This window comes from Frigoribacterium sp. PhB160 (assembly GCF_003751785.1).
GTDB lineage: Bacteria > Actinomycetota > Actinomycetes > Actinomycetales > Microbacteriaceae > Frigoribacterium.
Genome location: NZ_RKIE01000003.1, coordinates 462,324 through 482,471 on the forward strand (window position 1 = coordinate 462,324; position 20,148 = coordinate 482,471).

The following is a 20,148-nucleotide window of genomic DNA, read 5'->3' on the forward strand; positions in this document are numbered from 1 at the left end:
CGGTGGTCGCACGGGTGGGCCGAGGCGACGTGGCTGGTCGGCGGCCCCCAAGTCTGACGGGGTGGCCGCCGGGGGACGGCCACGAGGGGGAGACACGATCCTGCAGAAAGCCGTGCCGCCGTCGCTCAGCGAGGCGTACGAGCAGCCCCACTTCGACCGGGTCGCCGTCTACGTCACGCTCGCCGCCGCCGTGCACTGGGCCGAGACGCCGGCCGACATCTTCCGGGCACACGCGCTCGGCTGCCCGGGCACCATCTTCCGGGCACACGCGCTCGGCTGCCCGGGCACCGAGTTCTCGCCCGACCTGCCGTACGTCGACGTGATGCGCTTCGAGAGCACGGGCGCCCTGCTGCTCGAGCAGGCCGTCGGCGGGCCCGACCGCGAGACGCAGCGGCGCACCGGAGGCCCGTTCCTCGAGCACCCGCCGTTCACGGGAAGCGGCTTCACCGGCGACCCCGAGCACGTCGTGCCCGTGTCGTGGCTGCCCCACCGTCGCGTGCCGGCCGGAGCCGAGCTGTACCGGAAGGCCGCCGACGGGTCGAGCACCTACCGCGGGCGGTTCGTGTCGGCCGCCCACGGCTGGGAGTTCGTCGACGCCGTCGAGCGGGGCCGCGTCCGCCAGCCGCGCACGGTCGACCGCCGCGTGGGCGGGCTGGCCCGCGTCGGCGGCGTCGTCGACGTCGCCGACCTCGTGGACGACGGCGCGACCGTCGTCCTCGCCCGCCAGGGCGGGCGTCCGGAGGGGGACGGCTGGACGCCGACGACGCCGGGCATGTGGGCGCGCAGCGTCCCGGCGTCCGACGTCGACGAGTACTCCGAGATCGACGTGCGCGTGCAGCACGAGGGGGCGGACTTCCGCGTCGTCGGCGAGTTCACCGACGACGGTGGCGGCACGCGGCTCATCGGGATCTACATGGGGCACGACGCGGAGTTCGCCGAGGCCCGGGGCTTCATCCGCACCGAGGCGGGGGTCTACGAGCGTGAGCTGCCGCCGGAGCTGCTGGCCGGGGCGACGACGCGCCAGACGCAGCTGCGCGGCTGGCCGGGCACGACCCCCGCGGCGGCCGTGTCGTCCGCCGATCGACGGCCGCGCGGCCGTGACGAGCGAGGCTCGTCCGGTGGCTCGTGGTGGTCGAGGCTCCGCCGGTCGTGAGGCCGGCGCCTCAGCGACGCCTCGTCGGCCGCACCGAGACGACCTCGGCCGTGGCCCCGTGCGGCAGGTCGACGACCAGCCGCACCGCGTCGGCGACGGACTGCGCCTCGAGGTAGAGCGACGGGTCGTACGTGCCGCCCTCCTTCTCGACGAGTTCGTGCTGCATGTCGGTGTCGACGCGGCCGGGGTGCACCGAGCTGACGCGGACGCCGTGCGGGCGCTCCTCCTCGCGCAGGGCGTCGGTCACGGCCCGCAGCGCGAACTTGCTCGCCGCGTACGTGCTCGCGCCCGCCCCGGCCGTGAAGCCCGAGCCGCTGTTGATCGCGATGACCGTGCCCTCGGCGGCCCTCAGCGCCGGCAGCAGCTGCCGCGTCACCTCGGCGACGGCGAACACGTTGACCTCGAACACCCGGCGCCACTCGTCGAGCGTGGTCGTCTCGATCGTGTCGCCGCCGATCACGCCGGCCGCGTGCACGAGGACGTCGAGCCGGTCGAGCTCGGGCACGACGATGCCGGGCGTACGGGTGCCGGGCGTGCCGGTGCCGGGCCCGCTGGTGCCGGGCGTGCCGACGACGCCGGCCCCGAGGTCGGCGGCCCACACCGAGGCCGACGGGAGCTGGGCGGCGATCGCGGCCAGCGCCTCCTCGTCTCGTCCGTGGAGGACGACGTGGTGGTCGCGGGCGAGGTCGCGGGCCACGGCCAGGCCGATGCCGCGGGTGGATCCGGTCACGAGGGCGGTCTTCATCGCCCCAGTCTGCCGGGGCGGCCCGGTGCCGGTCACGCCAGGGGGTCGTGGCCCCAGTTCATGAGCGACCAGCGCCACGGGGTGTCGGTGACGTCGCCCGAGGGCCGCTGCGCCGCGTGCCGGGCCACGTAGCCGTGCACCTTCGACATGTGCGCCCAGTCGCCGTCGGTGAGGTCGGCCTTCTTCGCGCGGAGGATCCGGACGATGTGGCGACCGCTGTCGTGGCCGACCGACTCGCCGGTGCCCTTCGAGTGCTGCCCGACGTCCTTCGACTCGTCGGTGCCGAGCCACTCCTCGAGCCGGGAGGCGGTCATGTTCACGACGTCGTGGAAGTCGTCCCAGGTCTGTTGCCTGTCGTCGTCGCTGCTGTTCTTCTTCGTGCTGTCGGCCATGCGGGCGATGATGCCCCCGCCCGCTCGGAGCCGCCTCAGCGGACGACGGGGATCGGCCCGGTGAGCTGGGGGACGTCGCGGTCGCTGAGCAGCCAGTGCTCGCGCGTGGAGGTGACGAGGAAGGCGAGCGGCCCGGGGCGGCAGACGACGAGCGCGCCGCCCGCCTGGTGGAGCACGCCGTCGAGCGCGCCGCCGAGGTCGCGGTCGTCCTCGGCGCCGGAGGCGGAGAGCACCGAGCAGCGGCCCTCGGCGCCCATCGCCTGCAGCAGGCGGCGGATGCCCTCGGGGTCGCTGCGGTCGGGGCCGAGCGGGTGGGCCGCGCCCATGTCGACCCAGTCGACCGACTCGGTCAGGGCCGCCAGCGCGTCGTGCGAGGCGCCCGGGTCGTCGGTGGCGACCGACTGCACGACGTCGCGTCGGTGCGGGGCCGCGAAGGCCTCGAGTGCTGCGATCACGGGTTCGGGGAGCGACGCCACGAAGCCTCCTCAGGGTCGGAGGGTCCATCGTCCCACGAACGGGCCACGGCCCGCGGGCCACGGTCGCGGGCGCGGTCGCCGGGGGTGCGGGCCGCGCCGCGCCCGACGTGCGTGGCGTGCGCCCGCGGGCTGGGAGGATGGCCGGGTGAACGCACCCACCGCGCAGCCGGCCCTCGGGCTCCTCCTCGACGTCGACGGCCCGATCGCCAGCCCGGTCACCCGCAGCATCGCGATCCCGGCGATCACTCGCGACCTCGTGGCGCTCGCCGCGGCGGGCGTGCCGGTCGTCTTCAACACGGGCCGCTCCGACGCGTTCATCCGCGACGAGGTCGTCGGCCCGCTGATCGCCGCGGGGCTGCCGGCCGGCGCGCGCGTGCACGGCGTCTGCGAGAAGGGCGCGTCGTGGTTCTCGATCGGGCCCGAGCACAGCCCGGGCGGCATGAGCGAGGTGCAGGTCGACGAGACGCTCGCCATGCCCGCCGACTTCGCCGCCGAGATGGAGCAGCTCGTCGCCGACGAGTGGTCCGACCTCGTCTTCTTCGACCGCACCAAGCGCGCGATGGTGTCGATCGAGCAGCTGACCACGGTCGCCTCGGCGGCCTACCTCGCGCGCCAGCGCGCCCTCGACGAGCAGGCGATGGAGGCGCTGGTCCGCCGGGGTCTCGGGGTGCGACGCCTCGACGACGTGCGACCGGACGCGGCGGGCGAGGTGCAGTGGCGCGTCGACCCCACGATCATCTCGACCGACGTCGAGTCGGTGCACCTCGGCAAGGACCGAGGCGCCGAGCGCGCCCTCGAGCTGCTCGACGCCGACGGCGCCCGGCCCCTCGCCTGGCGCACCGTCGGCGACTCGCGCAGCGACTACGCCATGGCCGACTGGCTGCACGCGCAAGGGCACGAGGTCGCGCACGTCGACGTGCGCCCGGCCGACGGGGTGCCGAGCACCCCGTACCCGGTGCTGACGAGCGCGACCGGGGCGATCCACGACGAGGCCGGGGCGGAGTTCCTGGCGGGCTGGGCGGCGCAGCTCCTCGGCTGAGCGGCACCGCGCCTCCCCGTGGTCCGTCGCCCGGACCCCTGCGCCGGGCGCGCTCGGTGACCCCGGGGGGCGGCCGCTGGCCGTTCCGCGCACCGGCGGGTGCCCGCCGGGTGACCGGCCGCGGTGAGCGCGGGTGGCTGTCCGGGTGACGGGTCCCCGCCGATGCCCGTCAGTATCGGGAAGTGGCGCCCGGGAGGGCCCACGGCCCCCCGAACGGGGGGCACGTACCCCCCGAACGAGGCTGTACTGTCTCTCTCAGTCGCCTCCTGGGTCCCCCGAAAGGCCCACAAGCGACGAGCCCCGCACCGCCGGATCACCCGTCCGGCGGACACCCGGCGAGGCTGTCACCCGAGGGCGTACCCGATCGCCCATCCCGCATCGCTCCTGCCCGGGGCGGTGAACCCGAAGTCGCCGCCGCTGCCGACGCCCCACCGGACGTCTGCCTCGTGCTCACCCATCGACGACCGGTTCTCCGCTGCCCCGAACTGGAGAAGCACCCGCATGTCCCGAACCATGCGTGCCGTCAGCCCTGCCCAGGGCCCGGCCGACGTCAGCGACGGCACGGCCGTCCCCGCCCCCGCCACGACCGACCGACCCGTCGACGCCACCCACGTCGACGAGGGGCACCTGGCAGCCCCGGTCGTCGAGCGGGAGGCGGGGACGCGGCGGCGCGACCTCCGCCGCGACGCGCCCGTCCGTGCGACCCCCGTCAAGGCCCCCGTGCGGCTCGCCGCGCGTGCCGAGGGGTCGCGGACGCACAGCCCGGTCATGGTGCTGCTCGTGCTCGTGGCGACGCTCGGCATCCTGTTCTACGCGCAGTTCCTGCTGAACCCCGCCAACCGCGGCGACATCCTGCCCTACGCGATGATCATCGTCGCCGAGGCGATCCTCGTCGTGCAGGCGCTCTTCGCCATGTGGACGATCCTCTCGGGCGGCCAGGACCCCCGTGACTTCGACTTCCACGCCACGCAGGACTCCCTCTTCGACCTTCCCGAGGTCGAGCGCCGCGGCCTGCACGACCAGCCGCACCTCTGGCCGATGGTCGTCGCCGGCCGCGAGGTCGTCGTCGACGTGTTCATCACCGTCTACGGCGAGGAGCTGTCGAAGATCGCCACCACGGTCGAGGCCGCCGTCGCCGTCCGCGGCGCGCACCGCACCTGGGTCCTCGACGACGGCCGCAGCGACGAGGTGCGCGAGCTCGCCGGCCGCCTCGGCGCCCGCTACATCCGGCGCCTCAGCAGCAACGGGGCCAAGGCCGGCAACGTCAACCACGCGCTGTCGATCGCGAAGGGCGACTACTTCGCCATCTTCGACGCCGACTTCGTGCCCTCGCCCGACTTCCTCGTCGAGACCGTGCCGTTCTTCGTCGACGAGAAGGTCGCCTTCGTCCAGACGCCGCAGACCTACGGCAACCTGACGAGCCTCGTCAGCCGCGGCGCGGGCTACATGCAGACCGTCTTCTACCGGTTCATCCAGCCGGGCCGCAACCGCTTCAACGCCGCGTTCTGCGTCGGCACGAACGTCATCTTCCGCCGCGCGGCGATCGACGAGGTGGGCGGCATCGACACCGACTCGAAGTCGGAGGACGTCTGGACGAGCCTGCACCTGCACGAGGCCGGCTGGAAGTCGATCTACATCCCCATGACCCTCGCGGTCGGCGACGCCCCCGAGACCATCGAGGCCTACAGCAAGCAGCAGCTGCGCTGGGCGACCGGCGGGTTCGAGATCCTCATCCGCCACAACCCGCTGAGCCCGCGCCGCAGCCTCACGATGGACCAGCGCCTGCAGTACTTCGTCACCGCGACGAACTACCTCACCGGCATCGCCCCGCTGCTGCTGCTCATGGTGCCGCCGATGGAGATCTTCTTCGACCTGCGCCCGATGAACCTCAGCATCTCGGTCGGCCAGTGGTTCCTCTTCTACGCCGGCTTCTACCTGATGCAGATCGTGCTGGCGTTCTACACGCTCGGCTCGTTCCGCTGGGAGGTGCTGATGCTCGCGTCGGTGTCGTTCCCGATCTACGTCAAGGCCCTCTGGAACGTGATGAGCGGCAAGGACGAGGCGTGGAGCGTGACCGGACGCGCCGGCAAGGTCTCGTCGCCGTTCAACTTCATCATCCCGCAGGTGCTGTTCTGGGTCTTCCTCAGCCTCACCTCGGTGGTCGCGATCGTCCGCGACGTCGACAACGGCGTGCTCACCCTCGCCACGGTGTGGAACCTCCTGAACACGGTGATCCTCAGCGCGTTCATGGTGGCCGCCACCCGGGAGGCGCGCTCCATCAAGCGGTTCGCCCGCCTCGCGAAGCGGGGCGTCGCGCCCGTCGCCGTGCCGGCCGCGCCGAGCACCGTGCAGGTCGGCCCCGCCCCCACGCGCACCCTCGTCTCCCGACCCGCGCCGCGCACCCCCGCGGAGCTGCTCGCGCTCGAGGCGGCCGGGCTCGCCACGCCCCCGCGCGGCACGCCCCTGGTCGGCGCCGCGGAGCTCGACCACGCCGCGCTCGCCCACCTCGCCGACATGACCCCGAGCGACGACCCGCGCCAGCAGGCCCGCGACGACGCCCGCCGGGCGCTCCTCGGCGCCGAGCGGGCCCGGGCGACCGGCCGCCGCGCCGCGCGCGGTGCCGTCCCCGACGCCGCCGCGGCCCGCGAGGCGACCGACCACGACCTGACGACCACGACCGCGGCCCCCGCCGCGACCACGAAGGAGAAGGTCTCCTCATGACCTGGATGAACCGACTCAAGCTGGCCACGGGCATCCTCGTGGTGTTCGTGATCGTGGCGGCCTCGACGATGATCTTCACGCAGCGCCAGCAGCAGGCCTACAGCATGAGCGCCGAGATCGCGGCGCAGGAGTACTCGGTCGGCACCGACTACAGCGGCACCATCACGAAGTCGTTCGTCGAGAACGGCCAGTCCGTGAAGGAGGGCGACACCCTCTTCGAGCTGCAGAGCCTGTCGCTGCTGCAGGACATCCAGATGGGCCTCGTCACGTACGAGACGTCGACCTACTCGGTCGACGACGCCGGCGTGCTCACGCTCAAGGCGGCCGTCGACGGCACCGTCGCGGACGTCGTCCTCAAGGAGGGCGGCTTCGTCCAGGCCGGCGGCACGCTGGCCACGATCGACAAGAGCGGCACCCTGTTCGTCAAGGCCGACTTCGTCCTCACGCCGCGCGACTACGAGCGCATCGTCGAGGGCGCCGAGGTCGACCTCACCCTGCCCAACCAGACCTCGGTCGCGGGCCGCGTCAGCGAGGTCGCCGTCGAGACGAAGGACGGCAGCGCCGAGACGACCCTGCAGGTCGCGAGCGACGACCTCGTCGAGGGCTCGTACGCCGGGCTCGTCACGCCGGGGACGCCCGTGACGGCGAAGCTGCACCTGCGCAACGACGGCGTGCTCGCCGGCCCGGCCGACTCGATGCAGGGCTTCCTGCGCCAGATCGGCCTCTGATCATCGGCGCCCGCGCCGTCGTCGCGCTCGCCGTCGTGGTCGCCGGAGCCCTCGTGCTGACCGCCTGCACGAGCGCGCCCGACGCCTCGCCCGACGGCTCCGACGGGCCCGCCCGCGCGGTCGGCGACGTGCTGCCGGCCTCGGTCGTCGACCCGCTCGTCGCGGCCCTGCCGCAGGAGTCCGTCGCCGCCGTCCCGACGATGCGCCTCGCCGACGGCCTCCTGCCGCCGACGAACCGCTGGTTCTCCGGACTCGTCTTCGGCGACGCCCCGATGCCGGTCTTCCCGTTCCCGATCTCGTTCCAGCTGACCGAGGGCGGCCTCGCCGCCGGGCAGCCGGCCCCCGTCGCGTCGGCGACCGCGATCGTCGGGCCCGCGCTGCCCGACATCACCCTCGACCTCGGGGCGACGAGCGCCGTCGTCAGCGCCTACGACGACGTCTCGGTGACGGTCGAGCACCGCGACGGCGACGCCGTGCTCGGCCACACCGTCGTCGCGCAGGGCTCGCCCACCGTCTCGTACACGGCGGCCTCGGCGCAGGTCGACACCCTCGGCCAGGCCGTGGACCCGCTCGACGACGGACGCGGCACGATCACGGTCGGCGACAGCACGTGGGGCGTCGTCGTCACGGGCGGCAGCCTCGACGGGTCCTCGGTGGACCTCGACGAGGGCGGCTCGGTCGTGCTCGTGGCGGTGCCGGCCGGGGCGGACGACGACCAGGTCGCCGCGGTGCTCGACGCGGCCGCCTCGCCGCTGACCGGGGTCGCGACCTCGTACCGCGCCTCCGGGTCGGGCGACGCCGCCGTGCAGACGACGGAGCTCTCGTACGAGACCGCGAGCGGCGGCGACACCCTCGTCGTCGCGGTGCCGCACCAGGGCGACGCGGCCGTCACCGCGGGAGGCGCGGACACCGGACTCCGCTACCCGACCGTCTACGGCACGGTCGGCCTCTCGACCGGCACGGGGCTGACCTTCGACGCCCCGACGACGACCGCCTCGCCCGCCCTCGACCTCGACGGCGTCACCGACGACCAGCGCGCCACGATCGCGGAGCAGCTCGCCGTCGACGTCGCGCAGACGCCCACCTTCGCCGCCGACACCTACTACGGCGGCAAGGCGCTCTACCGCGCGACGATGCTCTGGCAGCTCGCCACGCAGCTGGGCGACGAGGCGTCGGCCGAGACGATGAAGACCAAGATCGTCGACGAGCTCGACCTCTGGACCGACCCCGCCGGCTGCGAGACCCGCGACCAGGAGTGCTTCGTCTACGACCCCGCCGTCAAGGGCGTCGTCGGCAAGGCGACGTCGTTCGGCTCGGACGAGTTCAACGACCACTACTTCCACTACGGGTACTTCCTCTACGCCGCCGGCGTCATGGCCGCGGCCGACCCCTCGCTCGCGGAGGGCTGGCAGCCTGTCATGGACCTGCTCGCGGCCGACATCGCCTCGGGGTCGCAGAACGGGTCGTTCCCCGACCGGCGGGCGTTCGACCCCTACTGGTCGCACAGCTGGGCGAGCGGGTACTCGCCGTTCGCCGACGGCAACAACCAGGAGTCGTCGTCAGAGGCCGTCACCGCCTACGCCGGCCTCTCGCTCTGGGCCGGCGCCTCGGGCGACGACGCGCTCGGCGCCGAGGCCACGTGGATGCTCAGCGCCGAGTCGCAGGCGGCGCTCGCCTACTACGTGACGCCCGACCTCGACGACGACGTCTACGCGGGCGTCGGCGGCGCGGCCGGCTTCGACCACGAGGTCGTGTCGCTCAACTGGGGCGGCAAGCGCGACTACGCGACGTGGTTCTCGGCGGAGCCGTCGGCCATCGCGGGCATCCAGCTCATCCCGCTGAGCCCGACGTCGATGGGCTACCTGACGTCCGAGGGCGCCGGAGGCGCGGAGAAGGTGGCCGCGCTCGTCGCCGAGGCCGCCCCCGACGGCTTCGACGGGGCGCTCGGCGACTACGTGCTGATGTACTCCGCCCTCGAGGGCGCCGCGGCGGCGGACTCGGCCTGGGACACGCTGCTCACCCTGCCTGAGGACGCCGTCGACGACGGCAACTCGCGGGCGTACGCGCTCGCCTGGGTCGCGGCCGCCGGCGCCGCCGCGCGCGGGTAGCGCGAAGGCGCGGGGAGGCGTGGAGCGGCCTCCGGTTAGGCTGGCCGGGCTCGCGAGACCCGACCGACCCCGACCCGAGGATGCATCATCGAAGCCGTCATCGTGCCGATCCTGGTGGCCGCCGCCGCCGTCCTCGTCGTGATCCAGCTCGTCTACCGACGCCGGGTCATGCGCCGCCGCGAGGCCGCCGGGCAGGCGGCCGTCGGTCCTGGCACGTACGTCGTCTTCGCCGTCATGCTGGCGTTCTTCCTCTTCGCGGTGTTCTTGTTCCCGAAGCTGGTCGGCTGAGGCGGGGCGCGCCTCCGGCGGGCGGGTCCGCGGGAGGGCGACGCGCCTCCGGCGGGGGTCGTCAGTCGGCCACGCGGACGCCGTCGGTGCGACCGCGCACCACGCCGTCGTCGCCGACCTGCACGAGGGTCGGTCCCCAGAACGGCGAGCTCGAGAGGTCGGAGCCGATGGAGCTCCGCCAGAGTGCCCGGCCGTCGTCGAGGTCGAAGGCCTGGATCGTCGGGCCCGCGCCGCTGCTGTAGTAGAACGACACCGAGTAGCCGGTCGTCCGGGACGAGGCGATCACGTACGACGTGACGGGGAGCTCGGTCTCGAAGCGGGTGCGTCCCGTGGCGGGGTCGAGCGCGGCCACGCTGCCGGTCGCGTCGTCGGGCAGGCTCTCGAACGAGTTCGTCGCCCGGGCCGCGAACACGACGTCGGCCCCGGTCGCCGACGAGACCTGGAACTGCCGCGTCGCCGTGGGCGAGCCGCCGCCGCTGCTGCCGTCGTCGGACCCGGGCCAGGGCAGCTGACGGGTCCAGCGGTCGTCGCCGGTCAGCGGGTCGACGCAGGTGAGCGCGCCGGTCGACGTGTCGCCGCCGCCGGTGCTCGTCGCGTCGGCGCCGCCTGAGCCCCCGTCGCTGCTGGCCGCGTCGTCCTCGGCCGCGTCGCCTTGCCCAGTGCCGTCGACGACGACGCAGCCCGAGCCGAGGGTCGGGTAGGTCGACTCCGGCACGTCGCGCTGCCAACGGAGGCCGCCCGCGTCGTCGAGCGCCATGAGCTGCGACGTCGGTCGCCCGTCGACGAGGTGGCTGCCGCTGACGAGGGCGCCGCCCGTGAAGGCCTGCGTGAAGTCGATGCTCGTCATGTCGCCCGGCAGGGGAGCGACCTCGCCGGTGCGCGCGTCGATCACCGACCAGTCGGGGCGGGTGCCGAAGGTCTCGGCGACGCCGTCCTCGACGTCGTCGAAGAGCTGCACGACGAGCAGGTCGCCGACCAGCCACGACTGGCCGCCGTTGGCGCCGCGTCCGGTCCAGGCGGGGGTCCGTAGGTCGTCGGCGCGGTAGAGCGACAGGGTCGTCACGTCGGCGGGCCGGGACGAGAACGACCCGTCGGGGCCGTAGCGACCCGCGTCGACGATCGAGACCGCGGCGGCCGTCGGGCTCTGGCCGACCGACTCGAGCAGCTCGCCGTCGTCGGCGAGCGTCGCGGCGTCGAGCTGCTCGGCGATCGCGCCCGTCGCCAGGTCGATGCGCGCCAGCCCGCCCGACGACCGGCCGTACTCGCCCGGCAGCGACACGAGCGCTTCTCCGGCGGGGCCGCCGGTGGTGTCGTCGCCCTCCGCGCCCTCGCCCGTGTCCCCTGAGGAGTCCGCGCCGCCGAAGCCCGTCAGCAGCGCCCCGAGCGACGTGTCGCTCGCCGTCGCGACCTGCGTCGACGTCGCGTCGACGCCGAGGCTCGTCGCCACGTCGGTCAGCCACCGCACCTCGCCGGTGCGCGCGTCGAGCCGGAGGAGCCGCCCCGCGCCTCCCTCGCAGCCGGAGTCGACGCCGTAGCTGCGCGACGTCGTCGTCACGAGCACGTCGTCGCCGAGCCGGGCGACGGGGTCGAAGCCGAGGCAGGCGGAGTCGGGCTCGACCGCGAACGCCGCGGCGAGGTCGAGCTCCCAGAGCGTCTCGGTCGGTTCGGTGCGGAGGTCGTCCACCGTCGCCGACGGCCGCACGAGCACCGGGTAGTCGGGGCGGGCGGCGAGGCCCACCGACGCGACGAGCGCCGTGGCGACGACGAGGGCGGTCGCGGCGACCGCGATCCGCCGACCCGGAGGTGCGGCCCGCCACGTGCGCCCCGCCCGCCCCGCGAGACGGCCGAGCGGGCCCTCGCGCCACGACGGACGCGGGAGTGCGGCCGCGTCGAGGTCGCCGCGGGCGTCGAGGTCGAGGTCGGCGTCCGCGCCCCTGCCCGCGTCGTCAGGGCGCGTCGCGCCGGGACGGTCGGGGGCACCGGCCGAGCCGGGGGCCGACCCGGACCCGCGGCCTGCGAGGCGATCGCCTCGGGAGGTGCCGGGCTCGGGGGAGCCGGCCCGCGCCTCCCACGGTCTCTCGACGCCGGTCGGTCGGGCCGGGCGCCAGGGATCGTCGTCGGTCGCCATCCCGCCATCGTAGGAGGCGCGGGGCCCGCCACGCCGAGGACGTCACCGACGCGACGCGCGGGTACGATGGCGCGTCGTCCTGGTCGGGACGGCGACCGTCGAGCGAGGAGACGACATGACGACACCCGTGCGGGCCAAGGGGCCCCGCAGCCTCTTCCGGACCAAGTCGGTCGAGGCGTCGATCCAGGACTCGCTCGAGTCGGAGAGCAAGCTCAAGCGCTCGCTCGGCGTGACCGACCTGACGCTGATGGGCATCGCCGTCGCGGTCGGCGCCGGCATCTTCTCGGTCGGCGCGAACGCCGCCGCGAACTTCGCCGGTCCCGGCGTCATCATCTCGTTCGTGCTCGCCGCGATCACCTGCGGCCTCGCGATCATGTGCTACGCCGAGTTCGCCTCGACGATCCCCGTCGCGGGCAGCGCGTACACCTTCACCTACGCGACGATGGGCGAGTTCCTCGCGTGGATCATCGGGTGGGACCTCATCCTCGAGACCCTGACCGGCGCGGCCGTCCTCGCGAAGTACTGGGGCATCTACCTCAGCACGGTCTTCGAGCAGTTCGGGGTGCCGCTGCCCGACACGATCGCGATCGGGCCGGTCGACCTCAGCTGGGGGCCGTTCCTCATCGTCGCGGTGTTCACGGTGCTGCTCGTGCTCGGCACGCAGCTCAGCTCCCGCGTCGGCGGGGTCTTCACCGTCATCAAGGTCGGCATCGTGTTGTTCGTGATCGTCGTCGGCTTCTTCTTCGTCAAGGCCTCGAACTACACGCCGTTCATCCCGGAGTCGCAGCCGCGCACGGGCGAGGGCGCCGCCGACGTGTGGACGCAGTCGCTGTTCTCGTTCCTCAGCGGAGCCGCACCGGCGCAGTACGGCGTGTTCGGTCTGCTGGCCGGGGCCTCGCTCGTCTTCTTCGCCTTCATCGGGTTCGACATCGTCGCGACCAGCGCCGAGGAGGTCAAGGACCCGCAGAAGACGATGCCGCGCGGCATCTTCCTCGGGCTGGGCATCGTCACGCTGCTCTACGTGCTCGTCGCCGTCGTGCTGACCGGCATGGTCTCGTACCGCGACCTCGCCTCGAGCGAGACGCCGAACCTCGCGACCGCGTTCGAGCTCGTCGGCGTCGACTGGGCCGCCAAGGTCATCGCGGTCGGGGCCCTGATCGGCCTCACCACGGTGATCATGGTGCTGCTGCTCGGGCTCGCGCGCATCGTCTTCTCGATGAGCCGCGACGGGCTGCTGCCCCGCGGGCTGTCGAAGACCTCGGCGAAGCGCGGCACGCCCGTGCGGGTGCAGGTGCTCGCCGGGATCGTCGTCGCGCTGATCGCCGGGCTGACCGACGTGGGCGTGCTCGAGGAGATGATCAACATCGGCACGCTGTCGGCGTTCGTGCTCGTGAGCATCGGCGTCATCGTGCTGCGTCGCACCCGGTCGGACCTGCCGCGCGCGTTCCGCGTGCCGCTGGTGCCGTTCCTGCCGATCCTGTCGGCGGTGCTCTGCGTGTGGCTGATGCTCAACCTGACGACGCTGACCTGGGTGCGGTTCGCCGTGTGGCTCGTGATCGGCGTGGTCGTGTACTTCGCGTACGGGCGGCGTCACTCGCGGGTCGGGCGCGGGGAGTAGCGGCCGCCTGCGGCTGCTGCCCGGCTGCTGCGGCTGCTGCCGTCGGGAACCCCGTTCCGTTCGAAGAACCACGAAGCTTCGTGGTTCTTCGAACGGAATGGGGTTCTTCGCGTTCGTGGCCGCGGCCGGCCGGCCAGCCGGGTAGGCCGGGTCAGGCGAGCTGGTCGAGGGCGGCGACGACGTCGGCGACCTCGGTGCGGGTCGTGTAGTCGACGTGCACGTCGGCGAAGACCACGCGGCCGTCGCCGTCGACGACGAGCACCGTCGGGAACGGGATGTCGCCCGTCTCATCGGCGTTGCTGTCGGCCACGTCGAAGCCGAGCTGCGTGTGGGCGGACCGGGCGTCGGCGGTCGGCTCGGTCACGATGCCGAGCGCGCTGCTGAGCACGTTGCCCGGGTCGGACAGCACCGGGAACTCCAGCGAGCCGTTCGACGTCGCGAGGTCGGAGCCCTCGGGGGTCTGCGGGCTGATCGCCACGAGCGCGACGCCGCGGTCGCGCAGGGTCGGCAGCAGCTCCTGCTGGTACGTCTTCAGCGTCAGGTTGCAGTACGGGCACCAGGCCCCGCGGTAGAACACGAGCACGGCGGCGCCCTCGCCGACGACCTCGGCCAGCGAGACCTCGTCGCCGGCCACGGTCAGCAGGGTCGCGTCGACGAGCTGGTCGCCGACGGCGACCGCGTCGTCCGGCACCCCGGCCTCGGTCAGCGCCTTCTGCTCCCCGTCGAAGACGGCCGACAGCTCGGGGCCGATCTGGGCGGTGAAGCCCTCGTTGAACGTGGTGACCTGGTCGGCGATCGTGGGTGTGGACATGCGAGCTCCCGGGGACGGGCCGACGTCGGGTGCCGACCGTGTGCGCCGATGCTAGGACGCGCCTCCTCGGATTTCCCTCGACGTCGTCACACGGCGTCACGCGAGCCGGCCCCGCCACCAGGAGGCGCGGCCCGCGAGATCAAGGCCCGTCGCCTCGGCGACCGCTCACGTCTGGCAGTGGGGGCACCAGTACGTGTCGCGCAGCTCGAGCTCGGACTCGCCGAGCTCCCCGCGGACGATCGTCGTGCCGCAGCGGAGGCAGGGCTTGCCCGCACGGCCGTAGACCCAGTCGGTCGTGCCCCGGAGGTTGCCGGTCGTCGTCCGCTCGATGCGGTCTTTGTTGGCGACGATGAGGCGGTGGGCGAGGTCGATCATCTTGGGCCGGTTCTCGACGTCGCCGACGGGCCTCGTCGGCAGCACCCCGCGCAGGAAGCAGACCTCGGCCCGGTACACGTTTCCGAGCCCGGCCAGCACCCTCTGGTCGAGGAGCGCCAGGCCGATCTCGCGCCCCGGGTCGGCCTCGAGGTTGAGGAGAGCGGACGACGCGTCCCAGTCGGGGCCGAGGAGGTCGGGGCCGAGGTAGGCCGTCACGCTGTCGTCGTCGTCGCGGGGCACGAGCTCGACGATGCCGAGGTCGAAGCCGACGGTCACCCAGTCGGCCGTCTCGAGGACCACGCGCGCCTGGTAGGCGGGCCGCTTCCACTTCGTGCCGTGGCGGTAGACGTGCCACGACCCTTCCATCTTGAGGTGGGTGTGCAGCGTGAGGTCGCCGACGTGGTGCAGCAGGTGCTTGCCGCGCGCGATGACGTCGTCGACGACCTGACCGCTGAGGTCGACGGTCGCGAAGGCCGGCACGCGGAAGTCGGTCGACGTCAGCGTCTGGCCGTGCAGCACGGCGTCGAGGTTCTTCGCGGCGCGGTAGACGGTGTCTCCCTCAGGCACGGGTCACCGCCTACGACCGCAGCCGGACGCCGCTCGGCGTCGGGGCGAACCCGGCGTCGCGGAGGGCGTCGCCCAGGGGGGTGCCGAGCACGAACTCGCCGTCGACCCGCTCGACCGCGAGCTTGCCGAGCCGCTGCCGGACGACGGAGGCGAGGGACTGCGCCGCCAGGGCCAGCTCGCGCTCGTCGGGCTCGCCGAAGGTCAGCACGGTCTTGCCGCCGCGCTCGACGTAGACGGTGAGGCGGCCGTCGACGAGCACGACGAGCGAGCCCGCCTTCCGGCCCGGGCGGTGGCCGGTCTTCTTCTTCGAGGCCGGCGCCGGGACAGAAGTCGAGACGGAGGCCGCCCCGGAGCCCGTCGTCGGCGTCGAGCCCGTCGACGTCGTGCTCGTCGCCGCCGGGTCGTCGGCACCGGCACCGGCACCGGCACCGACGCCGACGGCGACCGGCCCGTCCGCCGCCTCGGCGGGTTGACCCGGCCACGGCAGCGCCGCGCCGTACGGGTTGGCCGGGTCGGTCGCGGCGAGCGTCACGACGGGGATCTCGCGCCCGCGACCCGCCGCGGCGAGGGCGTCGTCGTCGCGTCGGTCGGACTCCTCCCGGACGAACGACCTGAGCCGGTCGACCGTCGGCCCGGTCGCGAACTGCGCCGCGCCGAGGCCCTCGACGAAGTAGCCGCGACGCGCGCGACCCGTCTCCTCGAAGCCGCTGAGCACCTTGTAGACGGTCGAGAAGCCGCCGCGCACGCCCTCGTTGGCCACGGCCCCTCGGGTCACGACCCCGTGACGCTCGAGGAGGATCTCGGCCATCGCCGCGGCCCGCACCGTCGCGTCGGGCTCGGAGAGGGGCAGCAGCGACCAGCGTCCGCCGACCGTCGGCGGTCCGGACTGACGCGGCATCGCGATGCGGCCCCGGCTGCGGTACGACGACCGCGACCGGGTGGGTGCCTTGGCTCGCGGCGCCTTGCCGCCCACGCGCGTACGGAGGGGGGCGAACGTGTCGTTCGTGATCTGCCCGGCCCAGACGAGGTCCCAGATGGCCGTCACGAGCGCGTCGTCGTCGGTGCTGCCGACGGCGTCGGAGAGCTGCCGGAAGAAGTAGGCACCGCCGCCGGCGAGGGCGGCCAGCACCTCGCGCTGCAGCTCGTCGGTGTCGGTGCCGAGCGGCTCGGGCAGCGTGACCTGCGCGCCGTCGGCGAGGTGCAGGCTGACCCAGCCGTCGTTGCCCGCGAGGCTGCCCGCGCCCGACCAGATGACGTCGCCCGTCGCCGTGAGCTCGTCGAGCATGCCGGGGACGTAGTCGGTGACCCGGGCGGGCAGGATGAGCGACTCCCACGCCGAGGCCGGCAGCGCCACACCGCTCAGCTGGTCGACGACCTGCACGACGCCGTCGAGGCCACGCAGCCCCGAGCCCTTGGCCCCGGTCGCGACGTGCTGCCAGGTCGGCAGGAACCGCCCGAGCGTGTCGGGGGCGACCGGCTCGACCTCGTGCCGCAGCGCGGCGAGCGACCGGCTGCGGAGGCGCCGCAGCACCTCGGCGTCGCACCACTCGCTGCCGACCTGCTTCGGTCGGAACTCGCCCTCGACGACGCGCCGCTGCACCCCGAGCTTGCGCAGCGTGTCGAGCACGACCGCCGTGCCGAGCCCGAGCCGGTCGGCGACCATCTGCGGGGTGAACGGGGCGTGGGTGCGCGCGAAGCGCCCGACGAGGTCGCCGAGCGGGTCGTCGACCGGCTCGACGAACGCCGTGGGCACCCCGATCGGCAGGGCGACCCCCAGGGCGTCCCGGAGGCGCGACGCGTCCTCGATGCCGGCCCACCGCTCGACGCCCGAGTGGGTGAAGCGGAGGACGCGGTTCGACCTCGCCAGGTCGCCCAGCGCGCCCGCGAGCCGGGCCCGACCGTCGTCGACGGTGCTGCTCGTCGCCGTCTCGGTCGCGAGCCAGCTGCGCTCGACGATCTCGCCGGTCGTCAGGGGGCCGAGCAGGCGCAGCAGGTCGACGACGCCCTCGATGTCGCGGGCCCGGCGGTCGGGGGCGAGGCGCTGCAGCTCGAGCTCGTGCTGGTCGATGACGTCGGGGTCGAGCAGCTCGCGGAGCTCGGCGCGGCCGAGCAGCTCCTGCAGCAGCGACGAGTCGAGCGACAGGGCGGCCGCTCGACGCTCGGCGAGGGGCGAGTCGCCCTCGTACATGAACGCGGCCACGTAGCCGAAGAGCAGCGAGCGGGCGAACGGCGAGGGAACCTCGGTCTCGACCTCGACGACGCGCACGGCGCGTGTCTCGAGCTCGCGGGTCAGGCTCATGAGGGCGGGCAGGTCGTAGACGTCCTGGAGCACCTCGCGCACGGCCTCGAGCACGATCGGGAACTGCGGGTACTTGCGGGCGACGTCGAGCAGCTGCGACGCACGCTGGCGCTGCTGCCAGAGCGGCGACCGCCGACCCGGGTTGTAGCGCGGCAGGAGCAGGGCCCGGGCCGCGCACTCGCGGAAGCGCGACGAGAAGAGGGCGGAGCCGCCGACCTCCTCCGTGACGATCTCGTCGAGGTCGTCGCTCTCGAACTGGAACAGCTCGGCCCCGGGGGGCTCGGCGTCGGTGTCGGGGATGCGCACGACGATGCCGTCGTCGGCCGCCATCGCGCCGCCGTCGACGCCGAGCTGGTCGCGGATGCGGGCGGAGATCGCGAGCGCCCACGGGGCGTGGACCTGCATGCCGTAGGGGGAGTGCAGCACGAGCCGCCAGTCGCCGAGCTCGTCGCGGAAGCGCTCGACGACGAGGGTGGTGTCGGAGGGCACGTGCCCGGTCGCCGCACGCTGCTCGGAGACGAACGCGAGCAGGTTGCGGGCCGCGCGCTCGTCGAGGCCGCCCGCCGTGACGCGGCTCGTCGCCTCGTCGACGGACGAGCTGGCCAGCTCTCGGATGTAGCCGCCGATCGCGCGGCCCAGCTCGGCGGGGCGGCCGATGCCGTCGCCCTTCCAGAACGGGACGCGCCCCGGCTGGCCGTAGGCGGGGGAGACCAGCACGCGGTCGTGCGTGATGTCCTCGATGCGCCAGCTCGTGGCGCCCAGCGCGAAGACGTCGCCGACCCGCGACTCGTAGACCATCTCTTCGTCGAGCTCGCCGACGCGCGCGGCCTTCTCGCCGACCATGAAGACGCCGAAGAGGCCGCGGTCGGGGATGGTGCCGCCGCTCGTGACGGCGAGCCGCTGGGCACCGGGCCGGCCGGTCAGCGTGCCGTGCACGCGGTCCCACACGATGCGCGGGCGCAGCTCGGCGAACTCGTCGGACGGGTACTTGCCGCTGAGCAGGTCGAGGGTGGCGTCGAAGGCCGAACGCGGCAGGGTCGCGAAGGGCGCGCTGCGGCGGACGGTGTCGAACCACTCGTCGACGTCGATCTCGTCGAGCGCGACGGCGGCCACGGTCTGCTGCGCCAGCACGTCGAGCGGGTTGGTCGGCACGCGCAGCTCTTCGATGAGGCCCGCGACCATGCGCTCGGCGGCGACCGCGGAGTGGATGAGGTCGGCCCGGTGCTTCGGGAACATCACGCCTCGGCTGATCTCGCCGACCTGGTGCCCGGCGCGGCCGACGCGCTGCAGCCCGCTGGCGACCGACGGCGGCGACTCGACCTGCACGACGAGGTCGACGGCGCCCATGTCGATGCCGAGCTCGAGCGAGCTCGTCGCGACGACGCAGCGCAGCCGACCGCTCTTGAGGTCGTCCTCGATGATCGCGCGCTGGTCCTTCGAGACCGAGCCGTGGTGGGCCCGGGCCAGCAGCGGCTCGCTGCCCTGGGTCTGCCCGCTGCCGCCGATGAGCTGGGCGGGCGAGCCGCCCCCGACCATCGGGTTGCGCTTCGGGGCGGCCGGGGCCGCCGGGGCGAAGGGGTCGGCCACGGCGGCGTCGGCGACGGCCTCGGGGACGGCGCCGGCGGCGACGAGCTCGCCCCGTGCCTCCTCAGCGGCCTGCAGGGCGGCGGCCCGCGTCTCGGCGTCGGCGCCGGTGCGCTCGAGCCAGATGTCGTTGAGGCGCGCGGTGAGGCGCTCGGCCAGGCGCCGGGAGTTCGAGAAGACGATCGTCGAGCGGTGGTCGAGGATCAGGTCGACGATGCCCTCTTCGACATGGGGCCAGATCGAGCCCTGCGGCGCCGACCCGGCGGCCGAGCCCTCGAGGGGCGCGGCGGTGCCGAGCTCGGTCATGTCGTCGACGGGCACGACCACGCGGAGGTCGAACGTCTTCTCGGATCGCGGGTTGACGATCGTGACGGGCTTGCGGCCGGAGAGGAACCGCGCGACCTCTTCGGGCGGGCGGACCGTCGCCGACAGCCCGATGCGCTGCGCCGGGGCGTCGAGGAGGGCGTCGAGGCGCTCGAGCGAGAGCGCGAGGTGCGCGCCGCGCTTCGTCGCGGCGACGGCGTGCACCTCGTCGATGATGACCGTGCGGACGCCCTTGAGGTTCTCGCGGGCCGCCGACGTGAGCATGAGGTAGAGCGACTCGGGCGTCGTGATGAGGATGTCGGGCGGCGTGCGCTGCAGGAGGCGCCGGTCGCCGGACGAGGTGTCGCCCGACCGCACCCCGACGCTGAGCTCGGGTGCCTCGAGGCCCAGGCGCCGGGCGGTCTGCGTGATGCCGACGAGCGGCGAGCGGAGGTTGCGCTCGACGTCGACCCCGAGCGCCTTCAGCGGCGAGATGTAGAGGACGCGGGTGCGGTGCTCCTTCGCCTCGGGCGGAGGCGTGCTCGCGAGCGAGTCGATCGACCACAGGAAGGAGGCCAACGTCTTGCCCGAGCCCGTCGGGGCGATGACGAGCGCGTCGTCGCCGTCGCTGATGGCCCGCCAGGCCCCCTCCTGCGCGAGGGTGGGCGCGGGGAACGCCCCGCGGAACCACTCACGGGTGGCGGGGGAGAAGCGCTCCAGGACGTCGGTCATCGTGCGCCCCATCCTGCCCCGCACCACCGACATCCGGCCCCGGGCCCGGTGCGTCGCCGACGTCGGGGGCCGCCGCTACGG

General features: G+C 73.8%; 14 protein-coding genes. 7 read left to right on the forward strand and 7 right to left on the reverse strand.

Annotated elements, in window-relative coordinates; genetic code table 11:
- Positions 1 to 112 precede the first annotated feature (112 nt).
- On the forward strand, positions 113 to 1,153 hold the full coding sequence (locus EDF38_RS15200; protein ID WP_123356825.1) for a hypothetical protein: 1,041 nt from the start codon (positions 113 to 115) through the stop codon (positions 1,151 to 1,153).
- A gap of 10 nt (positions 1,154 to 1,163) precedes the next feature.
- Here the strand turns inward: EDF38_RS15200 and EDF38_RS15205 are convergent, their stop codons facing one another.
- The 3 genes from EDF38_RS15205 to EDF38_RS15215 are packed head-to-tail and all read right to left on the reverse strand — an operon-like array spanning position 1,164 to position 2,766.
- A complete protein-coding gene (locus EDF38_RS15205) occupies positions 1,164 to 1,898 on the reverse strand; it encodes an SDR family oxidoreductase (protein WP_123357083.1) in 735 nt (244 codons plus the stop codon).
- 32 nt (positions 1,899 to 1,930) lie between these two features.
- A complete protein-coding gene (locus EDF38_RS15210) occupies positions 1,931 to 2,290 on the reverse strand; it encodes a DUF3140 domain-containing protein (protein WP_123356826.1) in 360 nt (119 codons plus the stop codon).
- Between the two features lie 35 nt (positions 2,291 to 2,325).
- Positions 2,326 to 2,766 carry a hypothetical protein gene (locus tag EDF38_RS15215; RefSeq protein WP_123356828.1) on the reverse strand — a complete coding sequence of 147 codons (441 nt, stop codon included), beginning with the start codon at positions 2,764 to 2,766 and terminating at the stop codon, positions 2,326 to 2,328.
- A gap of 145 nt (positions 2,767 to 2,911) precedes the next feature.
- On the opposite strand from EDF38_RS15215, the gene EDF38_RS15220 reads away from it, so the two are divergent.
- The 5 genes from EDF38_RS15220 (at position 2,912) to EDF38_RS15240 (ending at position 9,650) form a co-directional block, all read left to right on the forward strand.
- A complete protein-coding gene (locus EDF38_RS15220; RefSeq protein ID WP_123356830.1) occupies positions 2,912 to 3,805 on the forward strand; it encodes a hypothetical protein in 894 nt (297 codons plus the stop codon).
- 501 nt (positions 3,806 to 4,306) lie between these two features.
- Entirely contained in the window at positions 4,307 to 6,526 is a 2,220-nt protein-coding gene (locus EDF38_RS15225; RefSeq protein WP_233572492.1) for a glycosyltransferase, read from the forward strand.
- Positions 6,523 to 7,254 (forward strand): HlyD family efflux transporter periplasmic adaptor subunit, encoded by a 732-nt coding sequence (locus tag EDF38_RS15230; protein ID WP_123356832.1) that lies wholly within the window; start codon positions 6,523 to 6,525, stop codon positions 7,252 to 7,254. Before EDF38_RS15225 ends, EDF38_RS15230 begins: the two co-directional genes overlap by 4 nt.
- A gap of 35 nt (positions 7,255 to 7,289) precedes the next feature.
- Positions 7,290 to 9,362 (forward strand): glycosyl hydrolase, encoded by a 2,073-nt coding sequence (locus tag EDF38_RS15235; protein ID WP_123356834.1) that lies wholly within the window; start codon positions 7,290 to 7,292, stop codon positions 9,360 to 9,362.
- A 102-nt stretch (positions 9,363 to 9,464) separates the two neighbouring features.
- On the forward strand, positions 9,465 to 9,650 hold the full coding sequence (locus tag EDF38_RS15240; RefSeq protein WP_123356836.1) for a hypothetical protein: 186 nt from the start codon (positions 9,465 to 9,467) through the stop codon (positions 9,648 to 9,650).
- 61 nt (positions 9,651 to 9,711) lie between these two features.
- Here the strand turns inward: EDF38_RS15240 and EDF38_RS15245 are convergent, their stop codons facing one another.
- Entirely contained in the window at positions 9,712 to 11,778 is a 2,067-nt protein-coding gene (locus EDF38_RS15245) for a PQQ-binding-like beta-propeller repeat protein (protein ID WP_123356839.1), read from the reverse strand.
- 115 nt (positions 11,779 to 11,893) lie between these two features.
- Between EDF38_RS15245 and EDF38_RS15250 the strand changes: the two genes are divergently transcribed.
- Positions 11,894 to 13,396, forward strand: a complete 1,503-nt coding sequence (locus EDF38_RS15250) for an APC family permease (protein WP_123356841.1) — start codon at positions 11,894 to 11,896, stop codon at positions 13,394 to 13,396.
- Between the two features lie 151 nt (positions 13,397 to 13,547).
- Here EDF38_RS15250 and EDF38_RS15255 read toward each other — a convergent pair whose 3' ends face one another.
- The 3 genes from EDF38_RS15255 to EDF38_RS15265 all read right to left on the reverse strand — a co-directional run bounded on the left by EDF38_RS15255 (position 13,548) and on the right by EDF38_RS15265 (position 20,067).
- Positions 13,548 to 14,207, reverse strand: a complete 660-nt coding sequence (locus EDF38_RS15255; RefSeq protein ID WP_123356842.1) for a peroxiredoxin-like family protein — start codon at positions 14,205 to 14,207, stop codon at positions 13,548 to 13,550.
- Between the two features lie 165 nt (positions 14,208 to 14,372).
- Positions 14,373 to 15,149 carry an Fpg/Nei family DNA glycosylase gene (locus EDF38_RS15260; protein ID WP_123356844.1) on the reverse strand — a complete coding sequence of 259 codons (777 nt, stop codon included), beginning with the start codon at positions 15,147 to 15,149 and terminating at the stop codon, positions 14,373 to 14,375.
- Between the two features lie 10 nt (positions 15,150 to 15,159).
- Entirely contained in the window at positions 15,160 to 20,067 is a 4,908-nt protein-coding gene (locus tag EDF38_RS15265) for a DEAD/DEAH box helicase (protein WP_123357085.1), read from the reverse strand.
- Positions 20,068 to 20,148: the final 81 nt, after the last annotated feature.

Coding starts and splice junctions, on each gene's coding strand:
- EDF38_RS15230 (WP_123356832.1), top strand. CDS start 6,523: ATGACCTGGATGAACCGACTCAAGCTGGCCACGGGCATCCTCGTGGTG.
- EDF38_RS15245 (WP_123356839.1), bottom strand. CDS start 11,778: ATGGCGACCGACGACGATCCCTGGCGCCCGGCCCGACCGACCGGCGTC.
- EDF38_RS15210 (WP_123356826.1), bottom strand. CDS start 2,290: ATGGCCGACAGCACGAAGAAGAACAGCAGCGACGACGACAGGCAACAG.
- EDF38_RS15255 (WP_123356842.1), bottom strand. CDS start 14,207: ATGTCCACACCCACGATCGCCGACCAGGTCACCACGTTCAACGAGGGC.
- EDF38_RS15205 (WP_123357083.1), bottom strand. CDS start 1,898: ATGAAGACCGCCCTCGTGACCGGATCCACCCGCGGCATCGGCCTGGCC.
- EDF38_RS15250 (WP_123356841.1), top strand. CDS start 11,894: ATGACGACACCCGTGCGGGCCAAGGGGCCCCGCAGCCTCTTCCGGACC.
- EDF38_RS15225 (WP_233572492.1), top strand. CDS start 4,307: ATGTCCCGAACCATGCGTGCCGTCAGCCCTGCCCAGGGCCCGGCCGAC.
- EDF38_RS15265 (WP_123357085.1), bottom strand. CDS start 20,067: ATGACCGACGTCCTGGAGCGCTTCTCCCCCGCCACCCGTGAGTGGTTC.